This is a genomic window from Mucilaginibacter defluvii, from assembly GCF_039543225.1.
Classification (GTDB): Bacteria; Bacteroidota; Bacteroidia; order Sphingobacteriales; family Sphingobacteriaceae; genus Mucilaginibacter; species Mucilaginibacter defluvii.
In genome coordinates this window covers 154946-172879 of record NZ_BAABJI010000004.1, presented here as the reverse complement: position 1 = coordinate 172879, position 17934 = coordinate 154946, and the positions used below count along the sequence as shown (strand labels likewise).

Below are 17934 nucleotides of genomic sequence, written 5' to 3'. Positions count from 1 at the left end.
AACTTCTTTTGTGCAGACAAAAGAAGCAAAACTGCCGGCTGCGTCCTACCCGGTTAAAGGTTGTGCTTTGCCGCAGTTTGTGTACTCCGGGTATTACTGATGCCGGAATTTAGTTGTTTAACGATCTGTGTATTTTAATTCATATGTTCGACTTCCTCTCCTCAGAAAGGAGCCGGGTGAAGTGTCGTTTAAAACTTTATCAGAAAATCTTCTTTAGCCTGCCCTTTTTTGAAGTAAACCAGCCCAATCCAAAACAGATCGACCGTAGCGGTTACCTGCGGGTGTGCTTTTATTTGTGCCCAAGCTTCTTTCATGCCTTCGCTCCAGTAAATATCATCAAAAATCAGCAGGGTGTCTTCGTGCACATGCGGCAGGCACCATTCAAAATAGCGCAGTGTAGCGTCCTTTTGGTGGTTGCCATCCACAAACACAAAATCAAGTTTTGGCAAACTGTTAATTACGTTGTAAAGCGTATCATCAAAGTTGCCTACGGTTAGGGCAATGTTATCCAGCTTTTGACCGGCGAATTGCTGCCCGGCCACTGCCGCCGTTTGCGGGCAACCCTCGAGCGTGTGTACCTGGGCTTCGGGCGCGGCTTGTTGCAGGTAAAGCGTGGTAACGCCAAGGCAGGTGCCCAGTTCAATAATGCTATCCGGGTTGGTATAGGCAGCCAGGCGGTACAATAGCTGAGCGAGCTTTGGTGGTTTAAGCGCGTTCTTGGCAATCTGGCTGATGTGTTTCTGCTTGTTGTTGTTTACATGCGAACCGGCGCCAAGGTCGGTAACGGTGATGGTCCGGTCATCGGCAAGTAAATGTTTACGAACCTGCTCTATATCGGCGTACACTTTTTTGGGCTCAAAATCGTATATTACCTTATCAACCAGTTGGTACACAAAAGGGGAGTGGATACCATGGCGGGTTTTTGCTTTAAAACGATGCCGCAGGTAGTCGGCCGCAAACCTTATGTTGAACATGGTTGTAAAAATAGATAAATAGTAATACTTTACTGATAAGCATGTTAAATACATCCGAAATAAACTCATTAATAAAATTGCTCGACGACCCGGACGCAGAGGTATTTGAGCATGTGCATGATAAGTTGCTATCATTAGGTGGCAGCGCGATAGAACCGCTTGAAACTGCTTTTACCGAGGCTTTTGATCCGCTTTTACAGGAGCGAATTGCCAACCTGGTGCACGAAATTCAGTTTGGCCAGTTAAAAAACGATCTTAAATTGTGGATACACAGCGGCGCGTTCGACTTGCTACAGGGGGCACTCATAATAAACCGCTACCAGTACCCCGACCTTGATGAACAAAAGGTAATTAACCAGATAGAAGCTATTAAGCGAGATATATGGCTGCAAATGATGAACGAGGGCAGCCCGGTTGAGCAGGTGAAGCTGATTAACCATGTATTTTATAATATATACGGCTTTAGCGGCAATACCACCAATCACCAGGATCCGCAGAACAGTTACATTAGCCAGGTGCTCGAAACCAAAAAAGGTAACCAGATATCACTCGCTATAATTTATTCCATTATAGCCCAAAAGCTTGATATACCGGTGTATGGCGTTAACCTGCCGCAGCATTTTATATTGGCTTACCTGGATGAGGGCATGCAAAGCGAGTTTGAAAGCGGCATACTCTTTTACATAAACGCCTTTAACAAGGGTTTTATATTCGGCCGGCGCGATGTGGATATGTTTTTAAAGCAGTTGAAACTAATGCCCGATAAGCAATTTTACGAGCCCTGCTCAAATACCGAAATTATTAAACGCGTAATACGCAACCTCATCAGCGCGTACGAGCAGTTAGGCTCAACCGATAAGGTTGACGAATTGAACGAACTGCTGGAGATTGTAGAATAGTGAGTGGTCAGTAGTCAGTAGTGAATTGTGATTGGTGAATGGTAGGCTTTTTTTAATAGATTTTAATTACAAGCTAAAACCGTAATACTACTCACCAATCACTGCTGACCACTCACCATTCACCAACTCACTTACCCAGCCAGCCGTTGGCGGCCATCCAGTTGGTAAGGCTGCTGAACCAAAGCTCTTTAGTGGTTGGGTTTACCAAGCCGAAACCGTGCCCGCCTGCCGGGTATAGGTGCATCTCAGCCTTTATTTTGTTGGCAAGTAAGGCATTGTAAAACAGCAAACTGTTTTGAACGGGCACTACGGTATCATCCTCGGCATGTATTAAAAACGTTGGCGGTGTCTGGGTCGTAACCTGCAGCTCGTTGCTGAATTCGTTAACCAGTTCGGGAGCCGGGTTTTTGCTGATCAGGTTTTCTTTTGAGCCCTGATGGGTAAACTCTCCAAAGCTGATCACCGGATATATCAGCATCCCGAAATCGGGGCGCAGATTAGTGTTGTTTTTATTCGGGATAACTGCTTTTTGAAAATGCGTAATAGCGGTTGAGGCCAGGTGTCCACCGGCCGAAAAGCCAATGATGCCTATCCTGTCAGGGTTTATCTTCCACTCGGCAGCGCGCTCACGTACTATTTGTATGGCTCGCTGCACATCCTGCAGTGGCCCTATCTTTTTATCCGTCATGATGGAATCACTGGGCAGGCGGTATTTTAGCAAAAATGCGGTAACGCCAATCTTGTTAAACTCACGCGCTATGGCCTCACCCTCGTGTGCCGATGCCAAACCGGCGTAGCCACCACCCGGCAGCACAATAACTGCAGTACCATTGGCCGTACCTGCTGCAGGTAAGTAGGGGGTGAGTGTTGGTGTGCTTACCTTTAATATCCAGCTGCCATTCTCTAATTTTTCCTGATAGGTTTTGGGGGTGGATTTTGCGCCCGGGGCACCATCAGGGTATAGCGTTATGGGGGTTTGTTTTTGTGCAAATACATTCACAGCCAGCAATACAAATAAGGGTAAGGCAAGTATTTTCATAATAAAGGTTAATCATCAAATATATTTATTTTATTTGTTAAGCCGCTTACAAAAAAAGGCAGCTCCGGTTAAGGAAGCCGCCTTTGCTTTTTGTATAGTTATCTAAATTACTTGATCTCGAACACAGCATTGATCTGAAAGCTCAGCTTTATCTTTTTAAAGTCGATGTCTGATTCGGCTACGTCGCCCGCTTCGGCGGCACCCCTCATGCTCATGTTGGCATACATGCGCGCCTGCGGAAAGCTGCTATTATCTGTTTCAGATATGTTGATCACACCGCCCAGCTTATCGCCCAACGCAGTTACCAGGTAAGTGGCTTTTTCTTTAGCTGATAACAGGGCCTGTATTTTCAGTTCCTTTTTCAGCTCGTTAATTTTCGAGTAGTCGTAGCTGTCGATATTGGTTGACTGGATGCCTTTCGGATCAATCTTGCTTAATATCTGGTTGTATTTATTCAGCTCGCGAAACTTGATGCTGTATTGTTTGCTTACCAAAAAGTCGGGGTTTTTCTTCTTTTCGGTAGCCATATTCCAGCTGGAAACGTTGTTAACGGTAAAATCTTCTTTAGCAACGCCTGCGGCAGCTACCGCCTTCTCCAATTGTTTTTCCAGTTCGCTTATGCTGATCTTTTTCTTACCGTCCATGTACTCCCGTAATGATACAGATACATTGATAATATCCGGTGTTACTTCTTTTTCGGCAATGCCGGTAACTTCTATTTTACGGCGCAAATCGGCAGTTTGAGCAAAGGCTCCATATGTTGCGGCAAAAAAGGCCACCATCATCATTAATTTCTTCATGATCGTATGTATATATATTTATAGCTATAGACGGAGATTGCACGTAAAGTGCAACATGCAACAAAAACATTACAATGGTTATAAGGTTTTATCACTCCTAAATCCCCGCGGGGTGAAGTGTGTTTTGTGAATGCATTTCTTATATTAAAAAGCTTCGGCCAGGCTAAGGTATAAGCCGCTTTGCCTGCTTTCGCCGGGGCGCTTTTCGCCAAGGGCGTAATCAACGCGCATGCTGAGGCCTTTCTCCACATCAAAAAAGTAGCGGCCGCCCAGGCCGTAGCTAGGCTTTAGTCCGTCAAAATTAAAGGAGTTATTAAAAACCTTGCCTGCGCCGCCAAAGCCCACAATACCAAAACGGTTACTTATGCGATAGCGCAATTCGGTTTGCGCGGCAATCAGGTTTCTGTCGCGAAAGCGGCCATTGTAGTAGCCGCGCATAATTTCATCATTACCCAAAGTTGGCAGCAGGTAAAACGGCTCGCGCGCGCCAACCAGACTCTGCTCCTGCGCATTGAAGCCTAAAACGAGTTTTTTACTGATCGGGAAAAACTGCGCATACTCAATATTGAACAGGCCGCCGCGGTAATCGTTATTGCTGAACATGCCCTTCATAAAGTTAAAATAGGCAGTCACTACGGCTCCCTTTGTGGTGTAGGTGTTGTTATTACGGTCGTCAAACACAAAACTTGGCCCCGCAAATAGTATGCTGCCGCCGCCTGGTTGTTCTGAGCGTTGCAGGTTTTGGTAAATGCCGCCTGGCTCTTTATCGGTAAACTTATAATCAAGCCCGCCTGCCGCTAAGCCCAGATAGATGTTCTTGCTTACACGCTTTTCGGCAGTAAGGTTTATACGCAGGCGTTTTTGGCCGAGGCGGTCGAGGTTGGCTTTGTTGGTCTCGTTGCCGGTTCCAAAGTAATCAAACGGAAAGTTGATGTAGCTGATGGTAGCCGTGTAGTGGTATTTATTCTGCGGCGTCCAGTAGTTGGTACTCAGGCTAAAGCGGCTTTGCCCTTTGGTGGTTACGGTAGCATAGCCAAATATGTTTGATACCCGGGTGCCCTCGTTAAGGGTATCGGTATAAAAAGAATAAAGTGCGGAGCCGCCGCCCTCAAAGCCGGTTTCGGGCGCGGAGCTGATTACAGGTAGAATAAAAAAGCTGCTGTGTTTGCTGCTGTCCTGCTCAAACAGCATTTTACGTACAAATTTTGGCAAAAAACGCATTTGCGCAGAGGCCGGTTGCAGGCCCATCATCAGCATGAGCGCTATTAAAACTCTTTTCATCAGTAAAGATAAAGGTGCCGCTAAGATGCGAATTTATTATAACAGCAAAACCTTGTTTTGTTTTAAGGGTTGCTTAAAATGATGTTATCATTATAATACAAAACCGCTCTGCGCGGAATTCAGAATTTTAAAATACGCATCTCAACAAAATAGCTACTTTTGCAAAAAATTAACAAGTAACCATCATGAGTACAGAAGCAAGAGGCCCGATATCTCAATTTATCGAGAAGAATTACCTGCATTTTAATGCTGCCGCATTGGTTGATGCTGCCAAAGGATATGAAACCCATTTAACCGAAGGCGGTAAAATGATGGTTACCCTTGCCGGTGCCATGAGTACTGCCGAGTTGGGAATATCGCTGGCCGAAATGATCCGTCAGGATAAAATAGACATTATATCGTGCACAGGTGCCAACCTTGAGGAGGATATTATGAACCTGGTGGCGCACTCGCACTACAAACGCGTACCTAACTACCGCGACCTTAGTCCGCAGGATGAGTGGGATTTGTTAGAGAACCATTACAACCGCGTTACCGATACCTGTATCCCCGAAGAAGAAGCCTTCCGTCGTCTGCAAAAGCACATACACAAAATATGGAAAGATGCCGATACCGCAGGTGAGCGCTACTTTCCGCACGAATACATGTATAAGATATTGCTGAGCGGCGAGCTGGAGCAATATTACGAGATCGACCCGAAAAATTCATGGATGCTGGCGGCGGCTGAAAAGAACCTGCCGATTGTTGTACCGGGATGGGAAGACTCAACCATGGGCAACATCTTCGCTTCGTACGTAATAAAAGGCGAAATAAAAGCCACTACGATGAAAAGTGGTATTGAGTACATGGCCTGGCTGGCCGACTGGTATGTAAAGAACTCCGAAGGCAAGGGTATCGGCTTTTTCCAGATTGGCGGCGGTATAGCGGGCGACTTCCCGATATGTGTTGTACCGATGCTTTACCAGGATATGGAGATGGAAAACATTCCGTTCTGGAGCTACTTCTGCCAGATATCTGACTCGACCACTTCATACGGTTCATACTCAGGCGCGGTACCTAACGAGAAGATAACCTGGGGTAAGCTGGATATCAACACGCCTAAATTTATCGTAGAGTCTGACGCGACGATTGTTGCACCACTTATTTTTGCGTGGATATTAAAACAATAAACAAAAAATCAAAAATGATTTTTATCAACTGAATGGGTGTTTATCAACACTCATAATAAAAAAATGGTAAAACAGCTTCAAAAAGGCGTTTTTTATCTTGTTTAGAACGATTATAAATTGTTGATAACTGTCATTTCTTTGTCAGCCATACTGTAATAAATTTTACTTTTGTGGCTGTAAAAATTGGATAAACGGCACTAAATGCCGCCGGTTTTTAAAATATTAATAAATATAATTCAGCATAAACACGCTTTATGAGAAATATCTCATTACTATTTAAACAATTTTCGAGAACGGTTTTACTGCTTGCGGGCCTTACAGCGCTGACCACTGCGGCCAACGCTCAGGGCGACCCTGCAAAGGGTGAAACTATTTTTAAAGCCAAGTGTACTGCCTGTCACAAGATCGAATCGAAGCTGGTAGGCCCGGCTTTGGGTCCACAGATCACTTCGGAAACTGACGATGCGTACCTGATCAAGTGGATACAGAACAGCCAGGCGCTGATTGCTGCTAAAAACGAAAAAGCGATCAAGATTTACAATGAGTACAATCAGATTCCGATGACGGCTTTCCCAGAGCTGTCTGACGCTGATGTTACCGACATTATCGCTTACGCTCGTGATGCTTACAAAAAATCACAGGAAAAACCAGTAGATCCAACCAAAGTGCCTGCCGAAACCGGCCCAAGCAGCTTGCTTATCTGGGGTTTGATCGGTGTTATCGTTATCGCTTTCATTGTTATCCTGGTGTTGAACAAGGTAATTGGCACTTTAGAGCGCCTGTTGCTTAAAAACAAAAACCTGGTAATTGAGGAAGAGGCGGAAGTTGAAGGTGAGCCTGTTGATCGTTTGGCCGGCGTTAAAAAGCTGCTAAAAAATAAAAAGCTGGTATTCTTTATAGTGCTTTGCGGCGCTACCGCCATGGGCAGCTGGAGCTGGGTAACCATGTGGAACACCAACATGCACCAGGGTTACCAACCGGTACAGCCTATCAAATACTCGCACGAGCTTCACGCCGGTGCCATGAAGATTGATTGCCAGTACTGCCACTCGGGCGCGTACAAATCAAAAAACGCTTCGATCCCGTCGCTTAACGTTTGTATGAACTGCCACAAGGTGGTTAAAACCGAATCGCCGGAGATACACAAAATTTACGATGCCCTGGGTTACGATCCGGATAAAGGTACTTACGATACCACTAAGGCTAAGCCGATACAATGGGTACGTATACACAACCTGCCTGATTTTGCTTACTTCAACCACTCACAACACGTAGTAGTTGGCGGTGTAAAATGTCAGCAATGCCACGGTCCTATCGAAACCATGTCTGAAGTTTACCAGTACTCGCCACTGACCATGAAATGGTGTATACAGTGCCACAAACGTACCGAGGTTAACTTTAAAGGCAACGCGTATTATGATAAGATGACTCAGGTACATGACATGATCAAAAAAGGTCAGAAGGTATCTGCAGCCGTAATGGGTGGTTTAGAGTGCTCTAAGTGCCACTATTAATATCACAGAGATTTAAAACTTAGCAATTACAGTTTATATAGCTTAAATGGATAGCAATAAAAAATACTGGAAAGGTTTAGAAGAGCTAAACAGAACGCCGGAATTTGTTGAGAAAAACAAGCATGAGTTTGCTGAGCCGCTTCCGATTGAGGAAGTGTTGAGCGGTGCAGGCCTTGCCTCAAGAACTCCGCGCCGTGATTTCCTTAAAGCGCTGGGCTTTGGCGTGGGTGCCGTTACACTGGCTGCCTGCCAAAAAGTTCCTGTTCATAAATCAATACCATACCTTATAAAACCAGAGGAGGTAACTCCGGGTGTGGCTAACTATTATACTTCAACTTACAATGGTCACGCCATCCTGGTTAAAACCCGCGAAGGCCGCCCTATTAAAGTTGAAGGTAACCCCGGCGACCTTTTAGCCGGTGGTGGTTTGAGCGCACAGGCACAGGCATCAGTACTTGACCTGTATGATACCAACCGCCTTAAAGATCCGCAAATGGATGGTGGCGATGCCGGTTGGGATGCGATTGATAGCTTTGTTAAGCAACAGCTTGCGGCAGCGCAGGCAGGCGGCAAAAAAATCCGTATTATCAGCGCAACTGTTCATAGCCCGTCAACCCAGGCGGTTATTAATGATTTCGTAGCTAAATATCCGGCCGCGGCTCATATCAATTACGACGCTTTTTCATACACAGGTATCATTCAGGCTAATCAGCAAAGCTTTGGTAAAGCAGTATTGCCTCACTATAATTTTGACAAGGCTGACGTGATTGTTAGCGTTGGTGCCGACTTCCTGGGTTCATGGATCTCAGGCGAGGAGTTCACCAAGCAATACGTATCAAACCGCGGCAGCAAGGCGCTTGAGTCTAAAAAGATGTCGCGCCATATTCAGTTTGAAAGCGGCATGAGCATCACCGGTACTAACGCCGATGCCCGTATCCCGGTTAAAGTATCTGAAGAAGGTTTAGTACTGATAGCTTTATACAACGCTATTTCGGGCACTACATTGCCGGGTACTAAAAAACTGGAAAACGCCAAAGCAGCTACAGCTGTTACACTTGCTGCTAAGGAATTACTTGCCGCTAAAGGTAAGGCACTTGTAGTAGCAGGTTCAAACGAGGTAGCTAACCAGGTTGTCGCAAACGCTATCAACACATTGTTGGGCAGCTATGGCACTACTATCGATCTGGATAATCCATCAAATCAATACAAAGGTAACGATGCACAATTCGTAGCCTTTTTAAACGAAGCAAAACGCGGCGAAGTTGGTGCAGCCATCTTCCTGAACGCTAACCCTGCTTATGATTATTTTAATACTAAAGAAGTAAAAGAGGCATTAAGCAAAATCAAGCTTAAAGTTTCTTTTGCCGGACAGAAAGATGAAACTGCTGATCTGTGTACTGTTATAGCGCCGAACCACCACTACCTCGAGTCGTGGGGTGATGATAACGCCGTATTAGGTTACTACACCATCATGCAGCCAACCATCAATCCGGTATATAACACACGCCAGGCTGAGCAAAGCCTGCTGATCTGGAGCGAAAATGCTACCACTGATTATTACGCTTACGTTCGTAATAACTGGATCAGCAACCTGCTTACTTTAGGCGGTCTGTCAGGCCAAAGCGGTTGGGAGACTTTGTTACAAACAGGTTTTGTTAAAGTAGCCCCTAAAGCTGCCGCTCCGGTAACTAACGCTGCCAACGTTGGCGCTGCTGCCCAGCTGATAGCTGCAAACAGTGCTAAGCTTGCAGCCAGCGGCGATGATAAAATTGAGGTTCAGCTTTACCTGAACACCGCGATAGGTGACGGTAGCTATGCCAACAATCCATGGTTACAGGAGCTGCCTGACCCGGTATCAAAAGTTACCTGGGATAACTATGCCGCACTGGCACCAAAGCACGCTGAAAAGCTTGGTGTTGAAGAAGGCGATGTAGTTAAAATTGAAGCTAACGGTTACTCGGTTGAATTGCCGGTGTTGTTACAACCAGGCCAGGCACAGGGTACAGTATCAATAGCTGTTGGTTATGGCCGTACACATTCAGGCCTTGTGGGTAACAGCGTGGGTAAAAACGCTTATCCTTTCGCCAGCTTCAGCAATGGTACGGTTGGCAGAACACTGGTAGCTACCATTTCAAAAACAGGTGATGTATCGCCACTTGCGCAAACGCAAACACACCATTCATACGAAGGTCGTGACGTGATCCGCGAGGTATCATTAAAAGAGTACTTAAAAGACCCTGCCGCAGGTACCGACCACGGTAAGGAACATAAAACATACGATCTGTGGGAAGCCCACGAGCGCCCGGTTTACGACTGGAAAATGGCTATTGACCTTAACGCTTGTACCGGTTGCGGTGCTTGTATAGTAGCCTGCAGCGCCGAGAATAACATTCCGGTAGTAGGTAAAGATGAGGTTCGCCGCCGCCGCGAGATGCACTGGATCCGTATTGACCGTTACTACAGCTATGAGAAAAACGGTAAGGCCGAAGCCGACGAGGAAACAGGCATGGTTACCAAAGAGAAGGAAATTGCCGAGCTGGATAACTTAGATTACGTAACCGTAGTACACCAGCCAATGCTTTGCCAGCATTGCGATCACGCTCCGTGCGAAACCGTTTGCCCGGTACTGGCTACCGTACACTCATCAGAGGGTTTGAACCAGATGGCTTACAACCGTTGCGTAGGTACACGTTACTGCGCTAACAACTGCCCTTACAAAGTACGCCGCTTTAACTGGTTTAACTACTGGAACGATTCACGTTTTGATAACTACCTGCAAAATGAGCATACTCAACTGGTGTTAAACCCTGACGTTACTACCCGTTTCCGTGGTGTAATGGAGAAATGCTCAATGTGCGTACAACGTATACAAGCCGGTAAACTGAAAGCTAAGATTGAAAAACGCCCGCTTACAGATGGTGAGATCAAAGTGGCTTGCCAGCAAACCTGTACAGCGAACGCCATCATATTCGGTAATGCTAATGATCCTAACTCAGAGCTTTCAAAAGCACTTAAGAGCGAGAGAACTTACTACGTGTTACAGGAGCTTAACGTACAACCGGGTATTGGCTACCAGGTTAAGGTTAGGAACACTATTGAAAACGAATTAGCTTAATTATTACAAAAGAGATATAAATATATATGGCATCTCACAGTGAATCAATAATCAGGGAACCATTAATTACGGGCAAGAATATTACCTATGCCCAGATAACTAATGAGGTTTTACTCCCTGTAGAAAATAAGCCAAACAAAGCCTGGTGGATAGGTTTCGTGGTATCAGTATTAGGTGCTTTGCTTTGGGTAGTTAGTATAAGCCTTACATTTTGGTATGGTTTAGGCGAGTGGGGCCTTAACAAAACCGTAGGTTGGGCTTGGGACATTACCGGCTTCGTATGGTGGGTAGGTATCGGCCACGCCGGTACGCTTATCTCGGCGGTATTGTTACTGTTCCGTCAAAACTGGCGTAACTCCATTAACCGCTCTGCTGAGGCGATGACCATCTTCGCGGTAGTTTGCGCCGCTACTTATATCGTAGCGCACATGGGCCGCCCCTGGTTAGCTTACTTTACTTTGCCGCTGCCAAACCAGTATGTGCTTTGGGTAAACTGGAACTCGGCGCTGATGATGGACGTATTCGCGATCTCAACTTATTTCTCGGTATCGTTAGTATTCTGGTACACCGGTCTATTACCTGATATCGCTTCAATCCGCGACCGTGCGGTACCCGGCCTTCGCCGTCGTATCTACTCGATATTGTCATTCGGCTGGACAGGTTCGGTAAAAACCTGGCAGCGTTTTGAAACCGTATCATTGATTCTTGCAGGTATATCAACGCCACTGGTACTTTCGGTACACACCATCGTATCATTTGACTTTGCTACTTCGCTTGAACCGGGATGGCACACCACCATCTTCCCGCCGTACTTCGTTGCGGGTGCGATTTTCTCTGGTTTCGCCATGGTACAAACCCTTTTGCTGGTTACCCGTAAAGTATTAGGCCTTGAAAATTATATCACGATGTTTCACATCGAGTCAATGAACAAGATCATTACTCTTACAGGTTCTATCGTAGGTGTGGCTTACTTAACCGAGTTCTTCATAGCCTGGTATTCAGGTGTTGAATATGAGCAATACGCTTTCATTAACCGTGCAACCGGTCCGTACTGGTGGGCTTACTGGAGCATGATGTCATGTAACGTAATCTCTCCGCAGCTGTTCTGGTTTAAAAAGCTGCGTACCAGCATTCCGTTCTCATGGGCACTTTCCATCGTAGTAAACATCGGTATGTGGTTTGAGCGTTTTGTGATCATCGTAACCTCATTGCACCGTGACTATATCCCGTCAAGCTGGGTAATGTTCTATCCAAGCTGGGTTGACGTAGGCGTGTTCATCGGTTCAATCGGTTTATTCTTCACTTTGTTCCTGTTGTTCATCCGCTTCCTGCCTTCAGTGGCTATGGCCGAGGTGAAACTGTTGCTGAAATCATCAAGTGAGCAGGCTAAGAAGAAACTGATTGCAGAAGGGCACCTTGATCCGGAGCAAGTGAAAGATTATACAGATGCGTTAAAGAAGTATGACAGTGTTGACCTGGCAGACTACCAAACAATAAAATAATGAGCAGCACTAAATTTATATTAGGTCATTTTGACGATCCGGATGATATGATGCACGGGATCGAGAAGCTACAAAAAAACAGCATCCCTATTTATGATGTGTATACGCCTATGCCTATACACGGCATCGAAGCTAAACTGGGTGTAAAAGAGTCACGCTTGGGTTATGCAGCATTTTGCTTTGGCTGCCTGGGTGCCTCGGTGATATTCAGCATTGTTTATTATACTTTGGTGCATGACTGGCCGATGAACATTGGCGGTAAGCCAAACTTCCCGATGCCGGTTTTTGTACCGTTCACTTTCGAGTGGACTATTCTTTGGACCGCGTTTGGTATGGTGTTTACTTTTTTTGCTGCTACACACCTGTTCCCGGGCCGCGCTCCGCGTGTAATGGACTTCCGTGCTACTGATGACCGTTTTATCATCGCCGTTGACGCTAAGGGTAACATTCCGCACGAGGATATCACCAATTTATTAAAAGAAGCTGGAGCTGTTGAAATTAAGCATAACGAAAGGAAGTATGTTAGCTATGAATAAAATTAAGATATTGGGTATAACAGCCATTTCTATCGCTGCATCTATATTAGTTACTTCGTGCAGAGATAAGAGAAGTACCGGTTGGGAATATGCTCCCAATATGTACAGGCACATAGCCTATGATCCTGATCAGGCTAACCCCAACTTTGCCGATGGTAAAACAGCACAGGTGCCGCCAAAGGGTACTATTCCGGTGGGCTTTACGCGTTTTGATTTCCCGAATGACAGGGGTGGTTATGATAGCGCGAGCGTTGTTGCCAAAAACCCGCTGCCGGCCAATAAAAAGAATTTTGAGGATGGCAAAATACTATATGAGCACTTTTGCTCGCCATGCCATGGTAAAACAGGCGAGGGCGATGGTTTAGTGGTATCGCACGGTTATCCTGCGCCGCCATCGTACTCAAAAGGCCAGTCATCACGCGGTGGTGCCATGAAAGACCTGACCGATGGTAAAATTTATCATACAATCACTTACGGTGTAAACGCTATGGGTTCTTATGCTTCGCAACTGTCGCCGCAGGAGCGCTGGAAAGTAGTAGCCTATGTTCACCATTTACAAACTTTATAATACTTTATATTAATGGGTACTCATACAAGTATTGACGAACGATACGAATTTTCAGGTAAGATAAAAACCTGGAGTTTAATAGCCATAGTTATTGGTGTGGTGGGAGTTGCCTACGGTTTTCTGGCCGGTGGCGATTCAATACAGCGCACATTCAGTAACCTATTGCTTATGAGCTATTACTTTGCGTGTGTATGTACAGCCGCTGTTTTCTTTTTAGCTTACCAGTATGTGGCTCAGGCCGGCTGGTCAGCATCAATACTGCGTGTACCGCAAGCTATTGCCAAAGTATTACCAATTGCGGCAGTAATATTAATTATAGTAGCGGCAGCAGGCTTATTCACTACACACACCGTAGTGAACGAAGAGGGCCACGAAGAGGTAATGCCATATTTATATGGCCACTGGGCAGCGCACGGATTAACCGACCCCAAAAGTGAGCATTACGATGCGCTTATCGCCGGAAAATCAGCGTTCCTGAACGTTCCTTTCTTTTTTGTTGTAATTGTAGGCTTAACCTTCCTTTACTCATTATTTGGCCACTTATTGGTTAAATACTCAACTAATGAGGATGAGTTGGGCGGCATGTTCAACTACAACAAGAGCTTCAAAATGTCATGTATATTCCTGGTGATATTCGGTTTTACCTTCCCGATATTCGCTTTTGATACGGTGATGTCTCTTGAAGCGCACTGGTTCTCAACCATGTTTGGCTGGTACAACCTTGCAGCAATGCACGTAAGCGGTTTGGCGGTTATTACGTTAATTGTACTATACCTGCGTAATAAAGGTTACATGCAATGGGTTACTGAAAACCACCTGCACGATTTGGGTAAATTGATGTTCGCCTTTTCTATATTCTGGACATATGTTTGGTTCTCTCAGTTCTTCCTGATCTGGTACGCCAACATGCCTGAGGAAACCGTATACTTCTACAAACGTTGGGAGCCTGAGTATAAATGGTGGTTCTGGTTAAATATCGTATTAAACTTCCTGGCGCCATTGTTACTGTTAATGTCTCGTGATGCTAAGCGTTTAGGCGGCAGGTTAAAGCTAACCGCTATTGTTATCCTGATCGGCCACTGGCTTGATTTTTACCTGATGGTAATGCCGGGCACTATCCACCGTCACCCGGGCCATGAGGTTCATATCTGGGATATGTATGGCATCCAAGAAATATTTATCGCTGTAGGTTTTGTTGGTTTACTTACTTTCTTCACGTTCAATTCGTTAAGTAAGTTTAAATCGCTTCTCCCTAAAAAACATCCGTTCATTGAGGAGAGCTTACACCACCACATATAAATATTGTTAACTTTGCACTCAAACTACAGAATACCAAACAAAGCAGTAAAATGGCATTCAAAAAACTTATAAATTCTAAAAAATTACTTTCGCTATTTGCGATGCTGACCCTTTTTGGCACCCAGGTGCTAATGGCACAGGTTGAATCAACAACCAAAGCTGCCGAAGGTGCGCCAGCAGCTGCTGCCAACGCTGCCGATAAGCCAAGCGTGTGGGCAGGTCCGTTGTATTATGTTCTGCTATTTTTAGTAGTATGTTTTGCAGTTGCTATAGTGGGCAAGATCCTGCGCGTGTATGATCTTACCAAACAGATACAAGGCAAAAAGCCGATGAACTGGAACAACATTACAGGTATCTTATTCCTGTTGTTCCTTATCCTTGGTTTATATGGTTCATACTGGTCATTCACCACACAAGGCGCCATGATATTGCCATCAGCGGCATCGGTACACGGTGAATCACTGGACACCATGTTCTATGTAACCTTTGGCATTACAGTTACTGTGTTTATCATTACACAAATACTGCTTTTCGGTTTTGTGTTTCAATACCGTGGTTCTGACAAGCGCAAGGCTACTTATTACCCGCATAATAATGCTATCGAGGCTGCGTGGACAATCGCTCCGGCAATTGTACTTACGGTATTAGTAGTTTTTGGTTTTACTACCTGGAGAAAGATCACCAACCACGTTGATGCGGAAGGTGAAAAAGCTTCTATTGATATTGAAGTTGTTGGCCACCAGTTTGCCTGGGAGCTACGTTATCCTGGTAAAGACCAAAAGCTTGGTAAAATGAATTATAAACTGGTTAGCGGTACTAACAAAGTGGGTGTTGATTTTAAAGACAAGCACTCAATGGATGATTTAGTTGCTGATACTTTAGTTGTGCCGGTTAATAAGTCAATCCGTTTAAATATACAAGCTCAGGATGTTATCCATAGTGTTTACATGCCGCATTTCCGTGTGCAGCTAAACGCGGTACCTGGCTTGCCTACCTTCTTTAAATTCACGCCAACGGTTACAAGCCGCCAAATGAAAGCAAAAGAAGACAACGCCAAATTTGAATACCTGCTTTACTGCAACAAAATATGCGGTGGCGGCCATTACAACATGCAAAAAGTTGTACGTGTGGTTACCGAGGCCGAGTATCAAACATGGCTTGCTCAGCAGAAACCTTATCTGACAGATGCATTGAAGAAAGAGTTGAAATTTGCTGAAACAAAGCAAAAAGAAGAGAAGTCAGAAAATAGGTTAGCATTAAACAATTAATATAAAAGAATTAGCGATTATGTCAACATTATCAGTTCAGGATCATCACGGAGTACATCACGACGAACACGGTCACGAACATCATCATGATACTTTCCTGACTAAATATATCTTCAGCCAGGATCATAAAATGATTGCCAAGCAATTCCTTATTACAGGTATTTTAATGGCAGTTATCGCGATGATATTGTCAATATTATTCAGGATTCAGCTGGCTTACCCTGACAAGGCATTCCCTTTAATGGAAACCTTATTAGGCCGTTTTGCTCCGGAAGGACGCATGGATCCTAACTTCTACCTGTCATTAGTTACCATCCACGGTACTATCATGGTATTTTTTGTACTAACTGCCGGTTTGAGCGGAACTTTCAGTAACCTGCTTATCCCTTTACAGATTGGTGCACGCGATATGGCTTCGCCTTTCATGAACATGCTTTCTTACTGGCTGTTCTTTACCGCGAGCGTTATCATGCTGGGTTCATTCTTTATTGAAAAAGGCCCTGCCGGTCCGGGTTGGACGATCTACCCGCCGCTTTCTGCTTTACCAAAAGCAATGCCGGGTTCAGATATGGGTATGACCTTCTGGCTGGTAAGTATGGTGCTTTTCGTAGCTTCATCACTAATGGGTGGTATCAACTACGTAAGTACAGTGTTAAACATGCGTACAAAAGGTATGGACCTTTGGAAAATGCCGTTAACTATCTGGGCATTCTTCCTTACTGCTATATTAGGCATCCTGGCCTTCCCGGTATTGGTTGCCGGTGTGGTACTGCTGATATTTGACCGTAGCGTGGGTACCAGCTTCTATTTATCTGACATTGTATTGGGTGGCGTACCTCAGCCTTTTGAAGGTGGTAGCCCTATCCTGTTCCAGCACTTGTTCTGGTTCCTGGGTCACCCTGAGGTTTATATCGTAATTATGCCAGCGCTGGGTATTTCATCTGAGATCATCGCAACTAACTCACGTAAACCGATTTTCGGATACCATGCAATGGTTTACTCTCTGGTAGGTATTACCGTACTTTCATTCATTGTTTGGGGTCACCACATGTTCGTTACGGGTATGAACCCGTTCCTGGGCGGTGTGTTTATGATCACTACGCTGATCATCGCGGTGCCATCAGCAGTAAAAACATTCAACTATCTTGCAACGCTATGGCGCGGTAACATTCGCTTTACCCCGGCCATGATGTTCGCTATCGGCCTGGTATCATTCTTTATCTCTGGTGGTTTAACAGGTATCTACCTGGGTAACGCCGCGTTGGATATCAACCTGCACGATACTTACTTCGTAGTAGCTCACTTCCACCTGGTAATGGGTTCGGCAGCTATATTTGGTATGCTTGCCGGTGTTTACCACTGGTTCCCTAAAATGTTCGGCCGTTTAATGGACGAGAAATTGGGTTACCTGCACTTCTGGATCACCTTTATCGGTGCTTACCTGGTATTCTTCCCGATGCACTTTATGGGTCTGGATGGTGTACCTCGCCGTTACTACGCTTTCACCGAGTTTGAATCATTCGAGCGTTGGTTGTCAGTAAACACCTTTATCACGTGGGCGGCTATTATGGCGGCTGTGGCACAGGTTGCGTTCCTGTTCAACTTCTTTTACTCGATCTTCTTCGGTAAAAAAGCGCCTCAAAATCCATGGAACTCAAACACACTTGAATGGACAACTCCAGTTGAGCGTATCCACGGTAACTGGCCTGGCGAAATACCAACCGTTTACCGCTGGCCATATGATTACAGCAAGCCCGGTCATGATGAGGATTTCATCCCTCAAACAGTACCATACTCTGAAACTATGAGCTCGAACCTGCCGCACGATTTTGAAAATAACCCGATCGGTTTGGAAGAGCACAACAAATGGACAAATACACAAAGATCTAACGAAGAAGTAAAATAATTGCCTTCTCCACAATATTGATCTAATCTTTTTAGGGTATCTGTACCGGAATAAATTCCCTGGC

General features: G+C 45.2%; 14 protein-coding genes. 10 read left to right on the top strand and 4 right to left on the bottom strand.

Annotation, left to right across the window (positions count from 1 at the left end; genetic code table 11):
* Window positions 1-188: 188 nt before the first annotated feature.
* Entirely contained in the window at window positions 189-974 is a 786-nt protein-coding gene (locus tag ABD960_RS17700; RefSeq protein ID WP_345333240.1) for an O-methyltransferase, read from the bottom strand.
* Between the two features lie 41 nt (window positions 975-1015).
* Between ABD960_RS17700 and ABD960_RS17695 the strand changes: the two genes are divergently transcribed.
* The gene (locus ABD960_RS17695) at window positions 1016-1873 is read left to right on the top strand and encodes a transglutaminase-like domain-containing protein (protein WP_345333238.1); all 858 of its coding nucleotides are present in this window, start codon (window positions 1016-1018) and stop codon (window positions 1871-1873) included.
* A 127-nt stretch (window positions 1874-2000) separates the two neighbouring features.
* On the opposite strand, the gene ABD960_RS17690 is transcribed toward ABD960_RS17695, so the two are convergent.
* The 3 genes from ABD960_RS17690 to ABD960_RS17680 all read right to left on the bottom strand — a co-directional run bounded on the left by ABD960_RS17690 (window position 2001) and on the right by ABD960_RS17680 (window position 4993).
* Entirely contained in the window at window positions 2001-2912 is a 912-nt protein-coding gene (locus tag ABD960_RS17690) for an alpha/beta hydrolase (RefSeq protein WP_345333236.1), read from the bottom strand.
* 107 nt (window positions 2913-3019) lie between these two features.
* On the bottom strand, window positions 3020-3712 hold the full coding sequence (locus ABD960_RS17685; protein ID WP_345333234.1) for an SIMPL domain-containing protein: 693 nt from the start codon (window positions 3710-3712) through the stop codon (window positions 3020-3022).
* A gap of 144 nt (window positions 3713-3856) precedes the next feature.
* Complete coding sequence (locus tag ABD960_RS17680; protein WP_345333232.1) at window positions 3857-4993, bottom strand: BamA/TamA family outer membrane protein; 1137 nt, start codon at window positions 4991-4993, stop codon at window positions 3857-3859.
* A gap of 185 nt (window positions 4994-5178) precedes the next feature.
* Between ABD960_RS17680 and ABD960_RS17675 the strand changes: the two genes are divergently transcribed.
* The 9 genes from ABD960_RS17675 to ABD960_RS17635 all read left to right on the top strand — a co-directional run bounded on the left by ABD960_RS17675 (window position 5179) and on the right by ABD960_RS17635 (window position 17870).
* Window positions 5179-6162 (top strand): deoxyhypusine synthase family protein, encoded by a 984-nt coding sequence (locus ABD960_RS17675; protein WP_345333230.1) that lies wholly within the window; start codon window positions 5179-5181, stop codon window positions 6160-6162.
* Between the two features lie 254 nt (window positions 6163-6416).
* Complete coding sequence (locus tag ABD960_RS17670) at window positions 6417-7676, top strand: c-type cytochrome (protein ID WP_345333228.1); 1260 nt, start codon at window positions 6417-6419, stop codon at window positions 7674-7676.
* A gap of 46 nt (window positions 7677-7722) precedes the next feature.
* Window positions 7723-10791, top strand: coding sequence for a TAT-variant-translocated molybdopterin oxidoreductase (locus tag ABD960_RS17665; RefSeq protein ID WP_345333226.1), 3069 nt, complete (start codon window positions 7723-7725; stop codon window positions 10789-10791).
* A 26-nt stretch (window positions 10792-10817) separates the two neighbouring features.
* Window positions 10818-12293 (top strand): NrfD/PsrC family molybdoenzyme membrane anchor subunit, encoded by a 1476-nt coding sequence (gene nrfD / locus ABD960_RS17660; protein ID WP_232178910.1) that lies wholly within the window; start codon window positions 10818-10820, stop codon window positions 12291-12293.
* Window positions 12293-12829: a DUF3341 domain-containing protein gene (locus ABD960_RS17655; RefSeq protein WP_232178911.1), complete on the top strand. Its 537-nt coding sequence runs from the start codon at window positions 12293-12295 to the stop codon at window positions 12827-12829. Before nrfD ends, ABD960_RS17655 begins: the two co-directional genes overlap by 1 nt.
* A complete protein-coding gene (locus tag ABD960_RS17650) occupies window positions 12822-13397 on the top strand; it encodes a c-type cytochrome (protein ID WP_345333222.1) in 576 nt (191 codons plus the stop codon). Before ABD960_RS17655 ends, ABD960_RS17650 begins: the two co-directional genes overlap by 8 nt.
* A 12-nt stretch (window positions 13398-13409) precedes the next feature.
* The gene (locus tag ABD960_RS17645; protein ID WP_345333220.1) at window positions 13410-14696 is read left to right on the top strand and encodes a quinol:cytochrome C oxidoreductase; all 1287 of its coding nucleotides are present in this window, start codon (window positions 13410-13412) and stop codon (window positions 14694-14696) included.
* A 50-nt stretch (window positions 14697-14746) separates the two neighbouring features.
* The gene (locus tag ABD960_RS17640) at window positions 14747-15964 is read left to right on the top strand and encodes a cytochrome c oxidase subunit II (protein ID WP_345333218.1); all 1218 of its coding nucleotides are present in this window, start codon (window positions 14747-14749) and stop codon (window positions 15962-15964) included.
* 19 nt (window positions 15965-15983) lie between these two features.
* Window positions 15984-17870, top strand: a complete 1887-nt coding sequence (locus ABD960_RS17635; RefSeq protein ID WP_232178915.1) for a cytochrome c oxidase subunit I — start codon at window positions 15984-15986, stop codon at window positions 17868-17870.
* The last annotated feature ends 64 nt before the right edge of the window (window positions 17871-17934 follow it).